18 protein-coding genes are annotated in these 18406 nt (G+C 36.5%); 16 read left to right on the top strand and 2 right to left on the bottom strand.

The window, feature by feature from the left end; all coding sequences use genetic code 11:
• Nucleotides 1–152 precede the first annotated feature (152 nt).
• The 5 genes from LY60_RS12425 to rbsK all read left to right on the top strand — a co-directional run bounded on the left by LY60_RS12425 (nucleotide 153) and on the right by rbsK (nucleotide 5633).
• Complete coding sequence (locus LY60_RS12425; protein WP_145084282.1) at nucleotides 153–1706, top strand: ABC transporter ATP-binding protein; 1554 nt, start codon at nucleotides 153–155, stop codon at nucleotides 1704–1706.
• Nucleotides 1696–2766: an ABC transporter permease gene (locus tag LY60_RS12430; protein ID WP_145084285.1), complete on the top strand. Its 1071-nt coding sequence runs from the start codon at nucleotides 1696–1698 to the stop codon at nucleotides 2764–2766. The genes LY60_RS12425 and LY60_RS12430 overlap by 11 nt, the downstream gene beginning before the upstream one ends.
• A 1-nt stretch (nucleotide 2767) precedes the next feature.
• Entirely contained in the window at nucleotides 2768–3688 is a 921-nt protein-coding gene (locus LY60_RS12435) for an ABC transporter permease (protein ID WP_246145443.1), read from the top strand.
• A gap of 97 nt (nucleotides 3689–3785) precedes the next feature.
• Nucleotides 3786–4730 carry a nucleoside hydrolase gene (locus LY60_RS12440; RefSeq protein ID WP_145084288.1) on the top strand — a complete coding sequence of 315 codons (945 nt, stop codon included), beginning with the start codon at nucleotides 3786–3788 and terminating at the stop codon, nucleotides 4728–4730.
• 15 nt (nucleotides 4731–4745) lie between these two features.
• Nucleotides 4746–5633, top strand: coding sequence for a ribokinase (rbsK, locus tag LY60_RS12445; RefSeq protein WP_145084291.1), 888 nt, complete (start codon nucleotides 4746–4748; stop codon nucleotides 5631–5633).
• A 41-nt stretch (nucleotides 5634–5674) separates the two neighbouring features.
• On the opposite strand, the gene LY60_RS12450 is transcribed toward rbsK, so the two are convergent.
• On the bottom strand, nucleotides 5675–5878 hold the full coding sequence (locus LY60_RS12450) for a cold-shock protein (RefSeq protein WP_145084294.1): 204 nt from the start codon (nucleotides 5876–5878) through the stop codon (nucleotides 5675–5677).
• Between the two features lie 143 nt (nucleotides 5879–6021).
• A complete protein-coding gene (locus LY60_RS12455) occupies nucleotides 6022–6222 on the bottom strand; it encodes a cold-shock protein (RefSeq protein ID WP_019230445.1) in 201 nt (66 codons plus the stop codon).
• A gap of 300 nt (nucleotides 6223–6522) precedes the next feature.
• On the opposite strand from LY60_RS12455, the gene LY60_RS12460 reads away from it, so the two are divergent.
• From LY60_RS12460 to LY60_RS12510, 11 genes are all read left to right on the top strand, one after another.
• The gene (locus LY60_RS12460) at nucleotides 6523–7527 is read left to right on the top strand and encodes an LCP family protein (RefSeq protein ID WP_145084297.1); all 1005 of its coding nucleotides are present in this window, start codon (nucleotides 6523–6525) and stop codon (nucleotides 7525–7527) included.
• A 29-nt stretch (nucleotides 7528–7556) separates the two neighbouring features.
• Nucleotides 7557–8558, top strand: coding sequence for an LCP family protein (locus tag LY60_RS12465; RefSeq protein ID WP_145084299.1), 1002 nt, complete (start codon nucleotides 7557–7559; stop codon nucleotides 8556–8558).
• A gap of 77 nt (nucleotides 8559–8635) precedes the next feature.
• Nucleotides 8636–9595, top strand: coding sequence for a S66 peptidase family protein (locus LY60_RS12470; protein ID WP_145084302.1), 960 nt, complete (start codon nucleotides 8636–8638; stop codon nucleotides 9593–9595).
• A 140-nt stretch (nucleotides 9596–9735) separates the two neighbouring features.
• Nucleotides 9736–10890, top strand: coding sequence for an alanine racemase (gene alr / locus LY60_RS12475; RefSeq protein ID WP_145084305.1), 1155 nt, complete (start codon nucleotides 9736–9738; stop codon nucleotides 10888–10890).
• Nucleotides 10891–10892: 2 nt separating this feature from the next.
• Nucleotides 10893–12074, top strand: a complete 1182-nt coding sequence (locus tag LY60_RS12480; protein WP_145084308.1) for a M20 metallopeptidase family protein — start codon at nucleotides 10893–10895, stop codon at nucleotides 12072–12074.
• A 46-nt stretch (nucleotides 12075–12120) separates the two neighbouring features.
• Nucleotides 12121–12915 carry a M55 family metallopeptidase gene (locus LY60_RS12485; RefSeq protein ID WP_145084312.1) on the top strand — a complete coding sequence of 265 codons (795 nt, stop codon included), beginning with the start codon at nucleotides 12121–12123 and terminating at the stop codon, nucleotides 12913–12915.
• 91 nt (nucleotides 12916–13006) lie between these two features.
• Complete coding sequence (gene rlmD, locus LY60_RS12490) at nucleotides 13007–14368, top strand: 23S rRNA (uracil(1939)-C(5))-methyltransferase RlmD (RefSeq protein WP_145084316.1); 1362 nt, start codon at nucleotides 13007–13009, stop codon at nucleotides 14366–14368.
• A 271-nt stretch (nucleotides 14369–14639) separates the two neighbouring features.
• Nucleotides 14640–15647, top strand: coding sequence for a DUF2971 domain-containing protein (locus LY60_RS12495; RefSeq protein WP_145084319.1), 1008 nt, complete (start codon nucleotides 14640–14642; stop codon nucleotides 15645–15647).
• 146 nt (nucleotides 15648–15793) lie between these two features.
• Entirely contained in the window at nucleotides 15794–16654 is an 861-nt protein-coding gene (locus LY60_RS12500; protein ID WP_145084321.1) for a hypothetical protein, read from the top strand.
• A 104-nt stretch (nucleotides 16655–16758) separates the two neighbouring features.
• Nucleotides 16759–17517, top strand: coding sequence for an HNH endonuclease (locus tag LY60_RS12505; protein WP_145084324.1), 759 nt, complete (start codon nucleotides 16759–16761; stop codon nucleotides 17515–17517).
• Between the two features lie 203 nt (nucleotides 17518–17720).
• The gene (locus LY60_RS12510; RefSeq protein ID WP_145084325.1) at nucleotides 17721–18323 is read left to right on the top strand and encodes a hypothetical protein; all 603 of its coding nucleotides are present in this window, start codon (nucleotides 17721–17723) and stop codon (nucleotides 18321–18323) included.
• Nucleotides 18324–18406: the final 83 nt, after the last annotated feature.

Here is an 18406-nt window from a genome sequence, read left to right on the forward strand (position 1 = left end):
TATTGGTAAAATTAACAGTCAGGCTCAGCCTGACTGTTAATATAATTAGTGACAAACAAATCCGGCGAGGGCCAGATTATTAATAATTAACAAATGCTGACTATAACTAGCTGTCAATTGTTAGTTATTAATCATATAAAACGGAGGTAACAATGAGCGAAAAAGTGCTGCAAATGAACAATATTATGAAAATATATCCAAATGGGGTAGTTGCAGTTGAAGACGTGACATTTGAATTGGAAAAGGGAGAAATCCATGCTTTGCTGGGAGAAAACGGAGCAGGCAAAAGCACACTTATGAAGGTCTTGTTCGGAATAGAAGCTCCGGAGCAAGGAAAAATAATTTTAAACGGCACTGAAACTACAATTAAGTCGCCTCAGGATGCTATAAAAAAAGGTATAGGAATGGTACATCAGCATTTTATGCTTGTTCCTTCGTTGACTGTTGCTGAAAATATTGTTCTTGGAACAGAACCTAAAAAAAGCGGAACGTTTATAGATATGGATAAAGCTGTTGAACTTTCCCAGCAGATTGCCGAGAAATATAATTTTGAAGTGGATGTCAGAGAAAAGGTAGAGGAACTTCCTGTAGGAATCAAGCAAAAGGTTGAAATACTCAAGGCTCTTTACAGAGGTGCCGACATATTGATACTTGATGAGCCTACAGCTGTTCTTACTCCTCAGGAAACTGACGAGCTGTTCGTTCAGCTTAAAAAACTTAGAGAAGCAGGCCACACAATTATTTTTATTTCTCATAAACTTGATGAAATCAAGGAAATATGCGATAGAGCCACAATCATGCGAAACGGCAAGAGCAAGGGAACTTATTTTGTAAAAGACATTTCAACTAAAGAGATGTCAAGGCTCATGGTTGGAAGAGACGTTGTGCTCACTTTTGACAAGAAGCCTCTGGACCTTAAAGAAACCGTGCTGAGAGTAAGAAATCTGTGTGTTTCCGGTTCTACGGGAGTAAAAAGAGTGAACAACTTATCATTTGACCTTAAGGCCGGTGAAATTTTCGGAATTGCCGGGGTTGAGGGAAATGGTCAAGGACATCTGGTTGAAGTTCTCACAGGTCTTTCTAAAAAATACATGGGAGAAATATCTGTTTTTGGAATGGAAGCTAAAAAACATTCAATAAAAGAAATAAGAGAACTTGGCATGGCTCATATTCCTGAAGACCGTATGACACTGGGCTGCGCAAAAAACATGAACATAATGGATAACATGTTTTCAAATCAATATGACAGTCCTGAATATTCAGGTAAAGTTATGCTAAAGGGCAATAAAATTGAAAAAAGAGTCAATGAACTTATAAAGGAATATCTTGTGAAGTGCAAATCTTACAAGCAACATGTGGGAATGCTTTCAGGAGGAAACATTCAAAAGGTTGTTGTTGCAAGAGAATTTTCTACAAATCCTAAAATTATTATAGCAAACCAGCCTACACGCGGTATTGACGTTGGAGCTGCAGCATTTATAAGACAAAGAATAATTGAATTCCGTGAAGCAGGCAGTGCAATAATACTTATTTCTGCAGACCTTAATGAAATTTTGGAACTAAGCGACAGACTTGCTGTTATATATAAAGGACAATTTGCAGGCGTGTTCAATGACGTCAAAAATGTTACAGAAGGCGAACTGGGCGAATACATGCTTGGTATTAAAAAAGACGACAAATTGGAGGGAATAATATATGAACAGTAACACAAAGTTTAATGTGCTCAGGACTGTACTGTCAGTAGGCATTGCACTTTTAATATCATTCGGCATAATATTCTTGACCAGCAAGGAACCGGTCAATGCAATAGTACAGCTTTTAACAGGGCCGCTGCAGAGCCAGAGACGTTTCGGCAATGTAATTGAGGCCATGATTCCGCTCATATTTACAGGTGTAGGCGTGAGCATCATGTTTGCAGCAAATGAAATAAACCTGGCCGGTGAAGGCGCTTTTCATTTAGGAGGACTCGTTGCAACTTACGTTGCCCTAAATACAACTTTTCCTTCAGGAATAAGTTCTCTTGCATGTATTTTGGCTGCAGGATTTTTCGGAGCAATGGTTACTACAGTTCCGGCGGTTTTGAAAATCAAGACTGAATCAGACGTATTGGTGTCATCTCTCATGATGAACTATTTGATATTATATTTTGCAAACTATGTGCTGAGCAATTTCTTAAGGGATCCAAATGCAGGAGCAGTTGTTTCATTTGCTGTTCCCCAAGCAGCACAGCTAAACACAATATTCACTGGTACAAGAATTCACATAGGACTGTTTATTGCTCTTGCAGTGGCAGTGTTCGGATACATTTTCATGTTCAAAACAAAAATAGGCTACGAGCTTCGCCTCACCGGTGAAAACAGATCCTTTGCCAGATACTCAGGTATCAATGTTATCAAAATAACATTGATTTCACAGCTTATTGGAGGATTCATATTCGGTATAGGCGGAGGAGTTGAACTCCTTGGAATGTACAACCGCTTCACATGGACTTCACTGCTCGGCTATGGATGGGATGCCATCATCATAACAACTCTGGCTAAAAAGAATCCTCTTTATGTGCCATTTGCAGCGTTCTTCCTGGCTTACTTAAGAACAGGAGCTTCAATTATGGCCCGTTCGACAGATGTCGTTACAGAAATAGTTACAATCACTCAGGGAATAATTATTCTTCTGGTTGTTGCGGAGCAATTCCTGAGCAAGTACAAACATAAAATGATAGCAAAAGAAGCTAAGGCTACATTAACTAACGAAACGGAGGGTGAATAACATGATATTTGAAGCTATTATATCTCCTGAATTTTTAAATGCAACCCTCAGAGCAACAACGCCAATATTGTTTGCAGCACTGGCATCAGCCGTGGCTTCAAAATCAGGCATTACAAACATGGCTCTTGAAGGAATTATGCTGTTTTCGGCACTTTTCGGTGTTATATTCAGTGCAGCATTTCAAAGTGCATGGATGGGACTTTTAGTTACAATGATTATAGGCGGTTTCATAGGATTTTTTCTCGCATTTTTCGTATTGAGGCTTAAGACTGATGAAATACTTGCAGCAATTGCCATAAACCTTATAGCAAACGGAGCTACAATACTAATTCTCTTGGCTGTGTCCGGGGACAGAGGAGTATCATCTTCCATACAAAGTTTGCAGATTCCAAGAATTCCCATACCTGTAATAGAAAACATTCCGTTTTTGGGAAGGGTTATTTCAAACCAGAACATTTTGACATATATTTCTCTCATAATGGTTGTGGTGGTTCACATGTTTCTGTATAAAACTCCATTGGGATTAAGAATAAGGGCCGTTGGAGAAAATAAAGACGCTGCAGAATCTGTTGGTATAAGCTCAAAGAAAGTTAAGTACATTTCACTTATTATAAGCGGAGTTCTTGCTTCCATAGGAGGTTTCTTCCTTTCAGGCGGATACCTTACATATTTCACAACAGGAATGAGTGCCGGCAGAGGTTTTATAGCTCTTGCTGCTGCTTCAATGGGTGGAAACACTCCAATAGGAGCCTTCCTTGTTTCAATTTTATTCGGAGCTGCACAGGCTTTTGCAAACATTCTGCAGCTAGGGTCATGGCCTTATGAACTCATACAAATGCTTCCATATTTCGCAACATTGCTGGGACTTGGAATTTACAGCTATATAAGAATGAAGAAAAGACAAAGACTCACAGGAAAGTAATTTCAATTAAGAGTTAAGAATGAAGAATTAAGAATTATTGAAGATTTGTGCTTAAGCACAAATCTTTAAATTTAGTTTATGTACAATCGGAGGAATAATGAAAAAGAGAAATATTATAATAGACTGCGATCCGGGAATCGATGATGTGGTAGCTCTTTGCTTTGCAGCAGCAAACACTGACAAATTTAATATCCTTGGAATAACAACCGTGGCAGGAAATCAGACTATAGATAAGGTTACAGACAATGCACTTGGACTCATGTCATTTTTAAACAGCGACATAAAGGTTGCAAGGGGAGCAAAAGGACCTCTTATAAGAGAAAAAAGACCGGCTATTAACGTCCATGGAGAAAACGGAGTTGGAGATTATCAGTTCCCCAAATCTAAAGAACTTTATTCCAACAATGCAGTAACATTTTTAAGAGATACAATAATGGCTTCAGAAGAAAAGGTGACTTTAGTTCCTGTCGGACCGCTTACTAACATAGCTCTTCTTATAAAGACATTCCCTGAAGTAATGGACAAAATAGAAATGCTTTCAATAATGGGAGGAGCCGTTTGGGGAGGAAACACTTCAGGTACTGCAGAATTCAATGTGTGGGCTGACCCTGAGGCAGCAAGAATTGTTTTTGATTCAAAGCTTCCAATAATCATGAGCGGACTTGACGTTACACACAGCTGCGGACTTTTCAGGGAAGATGTCAACAACTTGTTGAAAAGTGAAGGCAAAGTTACTCGCATGTGTGGAGAAATTCTTAATTTTTACTTTAAAGGCGACCATGTGAAGAAAGGAACATTCACTCCCATACATGATGCTTGTGCCCTTATGTGCCTCATTTATCCTGAACTTTACAAATCAAGACATATGCCTGTTCAAGTTGATTGCTCAGAGAGTCTGAACAGAGGAAATACAGCTTGTGATGTAAGAGAATGGATTGATTACGACGAAACATACCCTGAGGTTTTGCTGGATGTTGATATGGAAAAATGCAGGGAGATTTTGCTGGAAAGTTTATATAATCTTGATAAAATGGTAAAATAACAGGGAGGAATAGTAATGGGAAAAACAGTAGTTGTGGGCAGCATAAATGTGGACCTGGTATTCACTTCTGAAATAAGACCTAAGGCCGGAGAAACTGTAATGGGCAGCACATTTTCAACCATACCGGGAGGCAAGGGTGCTAATCAGGCTGTTGCAGCTAGCAAGCTAGGGGCTTCAAGCTGCATGGTGGGCTGCATTGGAAACGATCAAAACGGTGAATTTTCAATTAATAATTTAAACCTCATGAATGTTGACACTTCCTGCATCAAAAAAACTGACAATGCTCCAACAGGAGTTGCAAACATTGTTGTTGCTGAACATGACAACAGCATTATAGTAATTGCAGGAGCTAATTATGAAATTACAAAAGAGGACATAGACAAATGCAAGGATGTTATTCTTTCTGCAGACATAGTCCTTCTGCAGCTGGAAATTCCACTGGATGTTGTTGAATATACTGCAGATATGTGCAGGAAAAACAATGTGAGAGTTTTATTAAACCCTGCTCCGGCAGTTGAGCTTCCAAAAACACTCATAGAAAATGCAACATATATAACTCCAAATGAGCATGAGCTCAACATAATTTTAGGAAAACAAAACAATGTTGATGAAACCATAAAAATGTACCCAAATAAAATTATTGTTACAATGGGTTCAAGAGGAGTTAAATATTTTGATGGAAGTGAAATGAAGATTGTTCCTTCATACAATGTTGAAGTAGTAGACACCACAGGAGCTGGAGACACATTCTGCGGAGGACTGGCTGCAGCTTTAGTACGAGGAGACAATCTTGAAGATGCTATTATGTTTGCCAACAAGGCAGCAGCAATTTCCATAACAAAGCTTGGTGCACAAAGCGGCATGCCTACACTGGAAGAATTCAATAATTTTAAATTTAAATAAAATTAAAAGCGCATACTTGTATGCGCTTTGACTTTCATAAATTATTTTATAACTGTTACGTTTGCAGCTTGTGGACCTCTTTGTCCTTCCACAACTTCAAATTGAACGCTCTGGCCTTCTTCTAAAGTTTTAAATCCGTTAGAAGCAATAGCTGAAAAATGAACAAATACATCATTTCCATCTTCACAAGAAATAAATCCGAATCCCTTTGCTGAATCAAACCATTTAACTTTACCTGTTTTCATTAAATCCTCCGTGTTTTTAAATTAAATTTAATTATTAATGAAAAAGAACTACATTGTAGTTCTTATCATGTTTCATTGAAATACCAATATTAATATAAGTAATTGCTATATCTATATTAATTATTATTTCTAAAAAACAAATACTACGCTACAGTAACGTTGCTAGCTTGTGGACCTTTTTGTCCATCAACTATATCAAAGTTTACCTTTTGTCCTTCTTCTAATGTTTTGAATCCATCAGATACGATTGCAGAGAAGTGTACGAATACATCTTTGCCGTCATCGCAAGAAATAAATCCAAAACCTTTCTTAGAATCAAACCATTTAACTGTGCCTGTTTTCATTAAAAAAATCCTCCGATATTAAAAAAGATACATGTATTATAACAATTTTTTTTGTAAATTGCAATACATATTTATGAAAAAAATCCGAAAAAATTCGACTGTGCAAAAGAACTAGAATTTAAACTATAGTAAAAATTATTGCCTGTCATGAAAATGTTTTTACATAACGAATAGAAAGTGCATATTACGCATATTTATTTATATAATTTTTGTAGAATACCAATTGAAATAAATGTAAAGCTTTGATATAATTATTTGGTATAATAAATCACAGATACCGTAAAAATATAAGGTGAACTAATGATAAGACATTTCTTAAAGATTTTTTTTGCTTCACTTGTTTTAATTGCAGTAATTTTAAGTGTAACAGCTTTGGGATATATAATTATAATCGACAAGGACATGGTTATAGGTTCAATTAAGGGCGCAGAATCATCTGGCAAAGAAGAAGCAGCAGCTTTTTATGAGTCAAGCACATTTAATTATGAAAGCGAAATAGGAAGGGCTGCAAGAAACAGCAAAAGATTCAATGTTCTTCTTGTAGGGCTTGAAAATTCAAGATCAGACACCATAATGCTTGCCAGTTATGATACAGAGAACAAGACTGCTGATTTGATTTCAATTCCAAGGGATACATACTGCCCGAGAAATGCAGATGACAGTCCTGATTTGAAAAAGATAAATGCGGTATACGGTCAGGAAGGAATAGAAGGACTTACATCAACCGTACAGGATTTATTGGGAGTACCGCTGGAAAAGTATATTATAATTGATTATGAGGCTTTAGTTGCCTGCGTGGACCTATTAGGAGGCGTAGAAGTGAATGTGCCGTTTCATATGCAATATTCCGACCCATATGATGACCCGCCGTTACACATAGACATACCTGAAGGAACACAGGTTTTAAACGGAGAACAAGCTTTAAAATATGTAAGGTTCAGAAAAGGATACAGCAATCAGGATTTAGGAAGAATTCAGGCTCAACAGGATTTTTTGAAATCCGCTTTAAAAAAAGCGCTGGGACTGAAACTCCCATCTTTAATAAAGGAAGCTTATTCATATATTGAAACAAATGTAACAGTTACGGATTTAATGAGTCTTTCTGGTGATGTAATAGGATTTTCAGCAGACAAAATAAGCATGAATACATTGCCTGGAATGGAGACACCTTTAGAAGGACTGTCATTTTACATACCTGATGAAGATGGTATAGCAAGTATGGTTAAAGATATGTACAAATCTAAAAATAATACAGATGATACATTGGAAGGCACAACGGGGGACACAGGAACAAAGACAAATTAATATGCAATCAACTGAAAGGCGGATAATAAATGAAACAATTTATAAAGATATTTTCCTTATGGCTGGTTATATTTACAGCTGTAATTTCAACCGGAATTTTTACTTACGCTAAATTTGCTTATCCCGATGGTGAAGGAGAAAATCTTCCCGGTGAAGAAGAACAAACTGCTGAAGAGGATGAAAGCACGGAATTTGATACACCGTTGGAAAAAGCAATACATGAAAGCAATCGCATAAACGTGTTGGTTGTTGGGCTTGAAGGAACAAGATCAGACACTATAATGCTTGCAAGCTTTGACAGAAAAACTAAGGAAGCTGATATTATTTCTATCCCCAGAGATACATATTATTTCAGAGAAGGATACTCAAAATATGCTGACACACAAAAAATAAATGCAGTATACGGCATGGAAGAAGAAGGCATAAAAGCACTTGTAAAAGCCATAGAAGAACTTACCGGGCTTCCCATAGACAATTATGCCACAGTTGACTATGACGGAGTAAGGGCTGCAGTAAACGCCATAGGCGGCGTGGAAGTGAACGTGCCGTTTCATATGAGATATACAGATCCTTACGCTAAACCTCCTCTTGACATCAACATAAAGCCGGGAAAACAAATAATATATGGAGACAATGCCATAGAATTTTTGAGGTTTAGAAAATCAAACTATGAAGGATATTACGGTTACGCTAACGGTGATTTGGGAAGAATTGAAGCCCAGCAGAATTTTGTGAAATCAGCCGTTAAAAAAGCCATGAGCTTGAAAATCATAAACGTGATCACTGCAGTATATCCGTATGTTGAAACAGACTTGACACTTACAAATCTTCTTGCTCTTGGAAAAGATGCCATAGGTTTTTCTATAGAAAATCTGGAAGCCACAACATTGCCGGGCACAGACAAAATGGCAGGCGGACTGTCATTTTACTTTCCTAACGGCGAAGAAATGACAAGGCTTGTATATGACCTGTACGATGTAAATTTATCTGCATATGCAGACAAAGAAAATATAGCAGATGCTAATCAATGAAAAATTTAAGGTTCCTCGCCAAAAACAGAGCGGAGAATCTTTTATCTTTTTATTGTTTTATTAAGGGGGAATAAAAATTGATAAAACCGATACATCTTAAAAGAGGCGACAAGGTTGCCGTTGTTGCTCCTTCTTCTGCAACTGATTTGAAATCAGTTCAAAATGGAGAATTAAAAGTAAGGGCGCTTGGTCTGGAGCCTGTAATGTTTCCAACATGCTATACAAATTATGGACATCTTTCGGCACGAGATGAAGAACGGGCAAGAGACATAAACAATGCTTTCAGGGATGAAGACATAAAAGGAATAATATGCTTAAGAGGCGGCTATGGAACTCCCAGAATATTAGACATGCTTGATTATGACATGATATCAGAAAACCCCAAGGTTTTCGTAGGCTTTTCAGATATTACTGCTCTTCATGTTGCATTCAATCAATTATGCGGACTGACAACGTTCCACGGCCCCATGGCAACATCAAACTATGCAAAAATTCAAGGCGAAAGAGTTGATTTTGAATCTTATACATATGAAAGTCTTGTAAAAAACCTGTTTTCTGATGAACCTATGGGAATACATAAAAATCCCAATGGAGAGCAATTAAAAAGTTATTGCAGAGGCTTGGGTGAGGGAATTCTCATTGGAGGAAACCTTACGCTTCTTACTGCCTGCATGGGAACAAAGTATGAGGTGGATACAAGAGACAAAATATTGTTCATTGAAGAAGTAAGCGAACCAATTTACAAAATAGACCGAATGCTTACTACGCTTGCCTTGGCAGGGAAGTTCAACCATTGCAGAGGAGTGATTCTCGGCACATTCACAGGGTGTGAAAGAGAGAAAAAAGCTTATGAGGGAGGATTTGACCTTCCGTTGGAAGACGTGATTGAAAACACAATTGTTCCGTTCGGCAAGCCTGTCATTTACAACTTCAAGGCAGGACACAGCTTCCCGCAGCCAACTCTTCCGCTTGGAACACAGGTTAAAATAGATGCGGATTTAAAACAGGTTGTTTTTATGGAAAGCGGAGCTATATAAATTAAGAGTTAAGAATTAAGAATTAAGAATTATTAGTCATATATGGCGTTGTCATCCTGAGCTAGCGAAGGATCTCATCATTGCGCATTAAAAATTACTTAATAACATGAATACAATATTATAGAAATACAGGGGGAAATATGGAACCATTGTTAAGGGACACTTATGTTGAAATCAACCTGGACAACATTGCGTACAACATGAGAAAAATCAAGGAAATAGTAGGAAGCGATGTTTCAATTGCTGCTGTTGTAAAGGCTGATGGTTACGGCCACGGTGCAGCTGATATTGCAGAGACGATTATGGAAAACGGCGGCGATTTTCTTGCAGTAGCCACACTCACAGAAGCGCTGCAGCTAAGAAAAAGATTTAAGGATTACAAAATATTCATCATGGGATATACTCCGGATGAATATCTTGAATATGTTGTAATAAACAACATTGTACAGACCATTTTTTCAATGAGGCAGGCAAAAATTCTCAGTGAGCTTGGAATGAAGCACAATAAAAATGCTCATGTACAAATAAAGTATGACACAGGATTTAACCGCCTTGGGTACAAGGACTGCCAGGAAAGCATCGAAGAAATTGATAACATATTTGATTTGAAAAACTTAGAAGTTGATGGAATTTTTTCACACTTTGCCCTGGCCGGAAAAAAAGAAGACGAAGAACAATATGAAAAGTTCATGAATGCTGTAGAGAAACTTGAAGCAATGGGAAGGAAATTTAAATTTAAGCACATTTGCGACAGCATTTCAGGCATTGATTATCCCCAGTACAGGCTCAACATGATAAGACCCGGAGCAATTGTCTACGGGCTTAAATCATACAAGGATGATTCAGTTAAACTTAAGCAGGCAATGACTTTCAAAACAAGAATTTATCACATTAAAACACTGGAAAAAGGGGAAGGCTTAAGCTACGACTATTTGTGGAAAGCTGAAAGAAAATCTTTGGTTGGAACTCTTCCCTTTGGATATGCAGACGGCTACCCCAGAAACCTTCGTGACAAGGGTTATGTTACAATAAACGGAAAGAAGGCACCAATAATAGGTGTTATATGCATGGATCAGTGCATGGTTGACCTGACTGACATACCGGAAGCAAAAGTTGGAGATGAAGCTGTAATATACGGGGACGGAACTTATAACACAATGGATATCAATGAAGCATCAAGACTGGCCGGAACAAACAAAAATGAAATAGTGTGCCGCATTACAAGAAGGACACCAAGGGTATACATTAAGGACAATAAATTTTATAAGTTGTCAAACTATTTGTTGCAGGAGTGATTATGGACATTCAAAACAGAATAAGTGAAATATATGAAGAAATTGTTGATATAAGAAGAGATTTTCATAAAAATCCGGAATTGAGCCAGCAGGAATTCAGGACTCAGAAAAAAATTGAGGAGTATTTAAACCTTTGGGGAATCGAAAACTTCAGATGTGCTGAAACAGGAGTTGTAGGGATAATAAGAGGACGACAGGCCGGAACAACAGTTGGGCTTCGAGGGGACATTGACGCACTTCCCATCAATGAAAAAAGCAACGCATCATACTGCTCCATAAATCCAGGAGCAATGCATGCCTGCGGACACGATGCCCACACGTCCATACTTCTTGGAGTTGGAAAAATCATGAAGGAAGTAGCAGATAGTGATGAAAGCTTCTTCGGAAATGTGAAGCTGTTCTTCCAGCCGGCTGAAGAAACAATAGGCGGCGGCAAACGCATGGTTGAGGAAGGATGCATGATTAATCCTGATGTGGACTATATGCTGGGGCTTCATGTTATGCCTTACATAGATGCAGGAAAGGTAGAACTTAAGTATGGAAAACTCAATGCATCCACAGATACAATAAAAATAAAGATAAACGGAAAATCAGCCCATGGCGCTTACCCGGACAAGGGAACAGATGCCATAGTTATTGCAGGAAACATAATTACTTCGCTTCAGACAATTGTTAGCAGAAATATTTCACCGCTTAATTCAGTTGTAATATCCCTTGGAAAAATTACCGGGGGAGTAAAAGACAATGTGATAAGTGATGAAGTTGAAATGTCAGGAACATTGAGAGCTCTTGATGATGACACAAGAAACTTTGTGAAAAAAAGAATAGAAGACATGGTTACAAACACAGCTGCCGCCTACGGGGGAACAGCATACGTCAATTTTTCAGAAGGTTACCAGGCACTCATAAACAATGATGAAGTTGTTGACGTGATTAAAGAAAATGCAGAAAAGATTCTTGGAAGAGAAAACATCGTGTTCAAGGAATTTCCAAGCCTTGGAGCAGAAGATTTTTCATATTTCTCAGATGTTGCTAAGGGTGCGTTTTTCCACCTGGGCTGCGGCGACAGCAAAAACGGCATTGATTCTCCCATTCACACTGAGTGTTTTGACATTGACGAGAAATGCCTTAAAATAGGAATACAACTTCAAGTTGAAAACATACTGACGTTATTGAACAAGTAAATATCATCCTGAAAAGGGATGAAAAATATATTTATGGAGGGGAAAGATGAAAGTATTTATAAGTGTTGATATTGAAGGAATTACCGGAGTTACAGACTGGAGCGAAACTGAGCTTGGCAACCATGATTACAAGCAGTTTGCAGAGCAAATGACAAAAGAAACTGTTGCTGCATGTGAAGGTGCAATTGCCATGGGAGCTAAGGAAATTTTCATAAAAGATGCTCATGATTCTGCAAGAAACATAGATATCACCAAGCTTCCAAGATGTGCAAAATTAAGCCGCGGCTGGACCAGCAGCCCAGATTCAATGGTTGCAGGACTTGATGAAACATTTGATGCGGCTATTTTCATAGGATATCATTCCGCTGCAGGAACAGACGGAAGCCCATTGGCTCACACCATGAATTCAGGAAACAACTACATGATGGTTAATGGAGAAAAAGCTTCAGAATTCACAATTAATTCATACCTGGCTGCCAACTATGGAGTGCCGGTTGTATTTTTAAGCGGAGACAAAGCGTTGTGCGACACAGCTAAGAAGTTTAACAAGGGAATTGAAACCGTTGCTGTAAAAGAAGGCTCGGCAGGAGCAACAATTAGCATAAATCCTGACTATGCATGTGACCTAATAAAAGAAGGTGTTAAAAACGGCCTAAAACATATAAATGAATGCAAAATTGCCATACCTGAAAAGTTTGAAGTTGAAATAAACTACAAGGAACACAAAAATGCAAGAAGAGCTTCATTTTTCCCTGGAGTTACACAGACTGGGTCACACACCATAAAATACACAGCAAACAATGTTAAGGATTTTTCTGTAACAAGGATGTTCATATTATAAGAGTTCTAAACCAAGTAAATAGTTAATTGACAAGACTCCTGTTAATAGTATAATTGTAATTAGATTATAAAATAAATTAACAGGAGTTTTTATGTTTGAAAACGGTCAGATAAAGGAAGTTGAAATAATAGACATTAATCATACAGGCCAAGGTGTTGCCAAGGTTGATAATTTTGTTGTGTTTGTTGACAATGCAGTTACAGGGGACATTGTTGAAATCGAAATAACAGAAAAGAAGAAAAACTTTGCAGTGGGAAATCTAAAAAGAATCATAAAAGAATCCCCAAAAAGGATAAAACCTCAATGCAGCTATTATTATGACTGCGGAGGATGCCAGCTCATGCACCTGGATTATGCTGCAAATCTTTTGTATAAGAAAAACAGAGTTATAAATGAATTAAGAAGGGCTTCTGTAAACATGGATGAAGTGAATATTCATGAAACCATGGGAATGGAAGAACCGTTCAGATACAGAAACAAGACTGCTTTTTCAGTTGCAGAAAAAAACAAGGAAATAATCATAGGACCATATGAACAGGGAACATACAATACAGTCAACATATCAGGCTGTCTGCTTCAGACCACTGAAGCTGACAGGGCAGTGGAGCTTTTTAAAAATCTAATGATAAAGCACAATATAAAGGCCTATGATAAAAGAACAGGAAATGGATCAGTTAAAAATGTAGTAGTGAGAAGCAGCAGAAAAAATGAATTGATGTTTATAGTAGTAACTTCATCTGAAAATTTCCCGGCTAAAGAAAAACTAGTTCAGGAGCTCACGATAGCTATAAAAGAAATAAAGACTGTTGTACAAAATATAAATCCCAAAAACACAAACCTTGTAATGGGACATAAAAACATAACATTGTATGGTAAAGGAACAATAACAGACACCATAGGAAATCTTACATTCACAATTTCTCCGGAAACATTTTTTCAAATAAATCCACAGCAAACCGAGAAACTTTATGAAAAGGCAATCCAGTATGCGGATTTAAAAAAAGATCAGGTTTGTTTTGACATTTACTGCGGCATAGGAACAATATCCCTTATGGCTGCAAGAAATGCAAAAAAAGTATACGGCGTTGAAATAGTAGAACAGTCAATAATAAATGCAAAAGAAAACGCAGCTGCAAACAACATTAATAATGCAGAGTTTTTTGCAGGAAAGGCAGAAGTTGTTCTGCCTAAGCTCTACAAAAAAAACATAAAAGCTGACGTTGTAATTGTTGACCCCCCAAGAAAGGGATGCGAAAAAGAAGTTATAGACACAATAATAAGCATGAGGTCAAACAGGGTTGTGTATGTTTCATGCAATCCTTCAACTCTTGCAAGAGACATAAAGCTGCTTGAAGAAGGCGGCTATAGATTGTTAGAAGTACAGCCCGTAGACCAGTTCCCATGGACACATCACGTGGAGACGGTCGTGTTGCTGGAGAGGAAAGTTCAGTAAATCAATGGTTTTAGGGTTTTGCAAGTGATATGTAAGTGTCCTTTTGTGGGTATTTGGCGTGAAATATGTTTCCAGTTACCGTGGAGGGGCAAGGAAAATGAACATTTTGGCAAAAGGCAATTTAGAAAAAAATGAGACGCTTTATTTCGACATCCCATATCGCTATTTGCGCAACTAGATTCAAAGAAATATTCAGGGCAGTATCTTATTTGCCTGAGATAAAGTAGCTAAATTTACTTAAGAAAATACTTAACTATATAGGGAGATACATATGCCGGTACTTACAAATGAGTATTTAAATTTTTATCCAGAATTACCATTAGTTTTTTATCACTACTGTTCAGTAAATACTTTTTTAAGCATTATTGAAAATAATAATATCTGGCTTTCGGATGCTGAAAAAACAAATGATTATACTGAAATGAAGTGGCTATTTTCAAAAATACATGAAGTAATTGAAAAATCATTATTGTCATATGGACAAATTTATAGTGAAGATGTGATACTAAAAAGTAAAAGGTTTATATATCAAATGGCTGAAAATTTATTAAATAAAAAGGCTCCAATAATACAGAATTCAAAAAGTTTTTTAGCTTGCTTTTCAGAAGCAGAGGATTTGCTTAGTCAATGGCGTGCATACGGGAATGATGGGAATGGCATTGCTATTGGTTTCAATCCAGTTATATTTGAAAAATTTGCAGATGAATCGTATTATATTATGACCAAAGTTATATATTCTGATGATGATATTTCTGAATTTTTGCATGCTGCTATTGATGAGCCGCTTAAATGGGCTATTGAAAGTAGTATTAACTCGGAAAATGAAGAATTAGATGAAACGAAACTAGCAATGAATATTTCTATGTTAGTTTATTCTCTATGGCAAGAAGGACCTATATATAAACATAATTCATTTATTGAGGAACAGGAATGGCGGTTGTTTCGTAGATTGCAATCAAGTAATTTTGATGATTGTGATGGGGTAGATGATTATGGTTACGCACATTTTCTTGAGGGCTTTTTTAGTGATAACGAGAAATTCCTTGGTGATTTTATCCGAGGACCTTTAAAGTTTAGAAGTGTAAACAATGATATTCGGCTATATTTTGAACTTGGGTTTGACAAGTGTAAAAAAGAAATTATAAAAGAAATTATTATTGGACCAAAATGTAAAATCGAGCCTCTTGATTTGAAGCTGCTATTAGCAAAGAATAAATATATAGATGATATATACTCTAATTCAATAAAAATTAAAAAGTCTAATTGTCCATATATATAGTAAGTAAAACAAAATGTTGAAATTAAGGTTTTATTCGTCCTAGAAGGGTGGATAGTATAATTTTTGTATTATTTTATTAAGATAATGCTTATGCGGGGTAATCTGGCAAGTGATGAGTGTACCCTTAAGATCAGATGGTGTTTGACATGCCAGAGGATAGAGGATATCTGTTTTGGGAAAAATATTGTAAAGCACAAGGGAAAAATATGATATTAGTATTTGAATTATTAATTAAACTGTTACTTGTACTTGTTATATTGGTTTATCTGGTAGGGATATTGTTTATTTCATTGGTTTCAGTTGTGTATTTTGTAGGATATGCATATGATGCGATTTTTGGAAATTCCTTACTAAATATGGGATATTATATAGGATGTAAAATTCCTAAACTTAAGGAAGTCTTTTGGTTGAAGAATTTATGGAAAAAAATTCAACTGAAGGAAATGTATTTGAGATATGAAACACCGTTGTTCACATATTGTTTTTCGTATACAGCGATATCGTTTATTGCAATAGCATTACCTATTCAAAATAGATTTGGAATCATATTTGCATCAGCTTTGTATTTGGTGTTTTATTTTGCTGGAATGTCAAGAAAGTGTGGAAATGATGAACAGTATTATGAAAAGGTATTGACAAATAATATGGATTTTTTGAAACTATCATTTTTACCGTTGGGCTTTGTTATTACTGTTTTAGGTTTTTGTTTTACTATTACAGGAATGAAGGTGCAAGAAATACCTATTGATTTTTCAATAATACAAAGTATATTTACAAATTTGATGAACTATAATGATGAGACAAATATATTGTTGTTATTGTTTAAAATGATAATTGTTGGTCTTATGTTATTAATGGTATTTTATATAATAAGCTTACCAATTCAAGTAATATCATATTTTATTATTTCTGTAATTAATTATTTTAGAAAACATAAGAAGGCGTATGTGGATTTGTTTAAAAAGTACTTAGGTATTGTAATTTATTTATTTAGAAGCATAAAGTAAGGTGTTTCACAAAGAGAATTTCATCAGACCTTCAAAGATAACTGGCAAGCATTTCACTCTTTGGAAATCGAAGAATCTGAACAGGATATCTAAGAGAGGCTGCTATGCTACGAAAGAGTAAGAATAAATTTGATATACATGGTGATACAATTTCAATAATGCGTGAGGGTTGGGAACAGATGGCTTTCGCAACGTATCGTGAGGATTATTATGAGGAGCTATTCACCCATACTTGGACATTATCAAAAGGTTATCCAACTAATGTCGCACTTGGTGGAAGTCTTCACCGATATATGATGGCTAAGTGGTATGGAGACGATGTTCTTAGAGACTTGACAGAAAAAGGTTATGTTGTTGACCATATGAATAATAACCACATGGATTGTAGGATATCTAATTTGGAATTCTTAAAGCACAACCGTAATGTCGCAAAAGGACAGTATTTGGATAAAGAAGCTAAAAGAATGCGTTATAGGCTTGCGTTGAGCCTTTTTAAAGACTTCTCCACTGGATGTTATCAGATTACAATCGGCTGTAATGACCACATTATATCGATGGACAGCAAGGGACAAGAATACCATATAAATGCAATAAAGCTCTTATATAATTGTGACTATTCGCTAGTGGTACTTGATGCAGAAGCTATCCTTACAGAATATGAAGCTGCCGGAAAGTTCTCTATTGCAAATTTACATTGTTGCGACAGACGAATCGAAGAAGCGGTTGATATTAAGCTAACGGACGAAGAGAAAAATCAAGCTGTCGTAATACGTGGTGGTGTGCATTATTTGGTTATTGGAAATGGGAAGACCTTCCTAAATTCAATACACTACGAAAAAGGATGGCTTCCACCAGAAAAATAGTAAGTGGTGTTGATATGTTCCTACAAACGAAAAGCAATACTGGATATATTCACTATAACAACAGGGGTTGAAACGGCAGTTTTGATAGCTATACCCTCATCTCAAAACATGTTGAGACAGTTGTCTTGATGTCACGATTAGCTGGTGTTGATTAAAAGTGCAGTAATAAAAGGAATAAAGTTTTAAGTTGTTGGAGGTAATTTGTGAAAAGGGAAAGGATATTTGTTGCACTTTTATTAGCTGTGGTATGTTTAACATCCTGTAGCCAAAATAATACAGCATCTGAATCGGTTCAACAGCGAGAACATGTTAAAGAAACCGAGATGCCCGAAGAGATTGCTTCTGAAAAGCAAGAGGAAGATTCAACTGAGAATCTGGCAATAAAATGGGATGAAATTACTGAGGATGGTGTTAATGAAGATCTTTTATACGAAAATATGGACACAGATACCTTAGAATATGTTGCTGCAGAATTGCAGACTCTCATTGAAGAAGAAGCTGAGGCAGAAAAAGAAAATCCGGACATAGTATTAACAGAAGGCTGGGTGCGAGTATTTGAATCTGAACATTACGCAAATGTATTAAAACTTGGCAATCAGGCAATGAAGCCGTTATATTGGATTATTTATAAAAGTTCCAATGCAGGTCAGTATGAATATATCTGTGCATATGCATTATATGAGATATCGGGATATGATTTTACTGATGAAAATGGATGTCTTACATGGTCAGATTCTAAAGAATTTCTCAACGTATTTAATGAGCAGGTTATATTGAAAGAGTATAATTTAAATAGACAGAATTAAATAATACCATCCAATATGTCATTGGATGGTATTATATTTCTCAGCAGTAAGCAGGTAAAGTTGATTAATGAAAAATATGGATT

This window comes from Sedimentibacter saalensis, assembly GCF_007830175.1.
GTDB lineage: Bacteria > Bacillota > Clostridia > Tissierellales > Sedimentibacteraceae > Sedimentibacter > Sedimentibacter saalensis.